Raw genomic sequence first — 2,380 nt, forward strand, 5'->3', positions numbered from 1 at the left:
AAAAAACCTGAACGATTAAAAGTTATGAACTCTCAATCGTTCAGGTATAGTAAGGACTGAACTACTTATGTCTCAGTCTCTTTTAGCACCTTATTAACACTCTTCCGGTGTACCAGCGTTCGCTGCCGTGCGGAATGAAGATCCGCAGCCGCATGATGCAATGGCATTTGGATTATCAATTGTAAATCCTCCACCAAGCATAGACTGCTTATAATCAATCTTAACTCCTTTTAAAATCGGCACACTTTCTTTATCAACAAGAATTTGAATGCCATGTTGCTCAAACTGCATATCGTCTTCACTAACTTCGTGTGCGAAGCCCATTCCGTATGATAAACCTGAACAGCCTCCTCCGTTAATCGTTACGCGAAGGTAAGCATTCTCTTCTTCATGTTCTTTCATCATATCTTTTATTTGAAAGCTAGCCGCTTCTGTAATTTCTAGGATATCTTGACTCATAGTTAGATGACCTCCTTTTACCTATAAGTATACGCTGTGAGTACATGATGAACAACTACTCTGCTTTCAGTTCTTAATAGTAATAAACGCCATCACAAATAACAACTGCTGGACCTTTCATTAGTACATGGTTATTTTCTTTCCATGTAATGGTTAAGTCTCCACCCGCCAAGTGAACAATTGTGGGAGTATTTTTTTGCGTAAGATTATTTAAAACAGAAGAAACAACTGCTGCACATGCACCGGTTCCACAAGCTTGCGTTACACCTGAACCTCTTTCCCAAACGCGAAAATGCATTTCTGATTCATTCATAATCTCTACAAATTCAACATTTACACCTTCCGGAAAACGTGGATCCTTTTCAACCACTGGTCCTAATGTATGAAGAGGTGCTTTTTCAATATTTTCTACATAAAATACAACATGAGGATTTCCCATCGATACAGCTGTACCTATAAGCTCTTCGCCACCGAACTCCATTTTCTCTGACACGATGCTGTTACCTTCAAATCCAAGCATTGGAACTTCAGCTGGCTTTAATTTTGGTTTCCCCATATCAATTGTTACTTCATTTACTTTTTTATCCTGCAAATGAACAGTCGCATGGACAAGACCTGATAATGTTTCAATTGTAAACTCTTCTGTTTCTACTAAATTATGCTCATATGCATACTTAGCTACACATCTTAAGCCATTCCCACAATTTTTTGCTTCTGAACCATCGTTGTTAAATACGCGCATTTTAACATTCCCTTTAGTAGAAGGACAAATTAGAATCATCCCATCTGACCCGATGCCCGTATAGACGTTTGATACCTTAATAGCAACAGAAGCTAAATCTTCTTCCGCAATATGCTCTTCAAATAGATTGACGTAGATATAATTATTTCCAAGCGCGTGCATTTTTGTAAAAGCAAATTTTTTCATTTAATCACCCATTATTTTTTAGTATGGTCTTAGTATAAAATCATTCAATGTAGGAAACAATAAGAACATCCCCCGTTTCCCAACTCTTTAGCCAAAATGGTTAAGGAGTTTTTATTTTTCTATCACAAACACTACAAAAGACCCAAAACACGAAACGAAAAGTGTATAATATAGTTATAAAGAATCATTGAACTTCAAAAGGAGGAAATGAATTGGAAACCCTACATCCTCTTTATGATAAAAAAATCGCTTGTGCTTTGTGTAGCCACAGCTTTTATTCTAAAAAAGTCCGATCTCGCTTTTTAAAGGCTCAAAGATACGATACTGATTTTTTTATTTATTATGAAAACCCAAAGCTGCACCCTATCATATATGATGTCGTAATCTGTCCAAAGTGTGGATATGCGAGTACAGAACAATTCTCAAGAATTTTTCCTCCAGGTAGTGCAAACCAAGTTAAGGAAAAGGTCACAAAAAATTGGAGCTACCAGCCATATGATCAAGAACGAACGTTGCAACAAGCAATAAATGCTTACAAGCTGGCTATTTATTGTGCCAACATAAAAAAAGAAAAGTCATCTGTACTCGCAAGCCTCACGCTACGAGTAAGCTGGCTATACCGACTGCTTGATGACATCCAACAAGAGCGAGCTTTCGCTTTACATGCATTAAAGTGCTACACCACAGCATATTTAGAAGAAACGTTCCCTTCTAACAGTAACGAAGTTCGATTGTTATATATTATAGGAGAACTAAACTATCGGCTCGGGTTTCAGCAGCAGGCGCTTCTCTATTTTTCAGAAATTATCTATAAACATAAAAATCATCCCGATCGCAAAACATTTGAGCGAACTAAAGAAAGATGGCATGAGATTCGTAGCATATCATAGCAAAACAGAAGAGGCTGGGACAAAACCCTCCTCTGAGATGAAAAAAGCCGTGAAATTTTACGATGAGTAAAATTTCACGGCTTTGTTTTATTTTTTCCATAAA

Annotated in this window: 3 protein-coding genes; 1 reads left to right on the top strand and 2 read right to left on the bottom strand. The window is 37.2% G+C overall.

Features of this window, described 5'->3' with window-relative positions; translation table 11 throughout:
• Nucleotides 1–93: 93 nt before the first annotated feature.
• Both AS180_RS21180 and dapF read right to left on the bottom strand, forming a co-directional pair.
• A complete protein-coding gene (locus tag AS180_RS21180; protein ID WP_025909407.1) occupies nucleotides 94–459 on the bottom strand; it encodes a HesB/IscA family protein in 366 nt (121 codons plus the stop codon).
• A gap of 73 nt (nucleotides 460–532) precedes the next feature.
• Nucleotides 533–1,387, bottom strand: a complete 855-nt coding sequence (dapF, locus tag AS180_RS21185; RefSeq protein WP_025909408.1) for a diaminopimelate epimerase — start codon at nucleotides 1,385–1,387, stop codon at nucleotides 533–535.
• 212 nt (nucleotides 1,388–1,599) lie between these two features.
• On the opposite strand from dapF, the gene AS180_RS21190 reads away from it, so the two are divergent.
• Nucleotides 1,600–2,277, top strand: a complete 678-nt coding sequence (locus tag AS180_RS21190; RefSeq protein WP_035320500.1) for a DUF2225 domain-containing protein — start codon at nucleotides 1,600–1,602, stop codon at nucleotides 2,275–2,277.
• Nucleotides 2,278–2,380: the final 103 nt, after the last annotated feature.

This window comes from Priestia veravalensis (assembly GCF_001457055.1).
GTDB lineage: Bacteria > Bacillota > Bacilli > Bacillales > Bacillaceae_H > Priestia > Priestia flexa.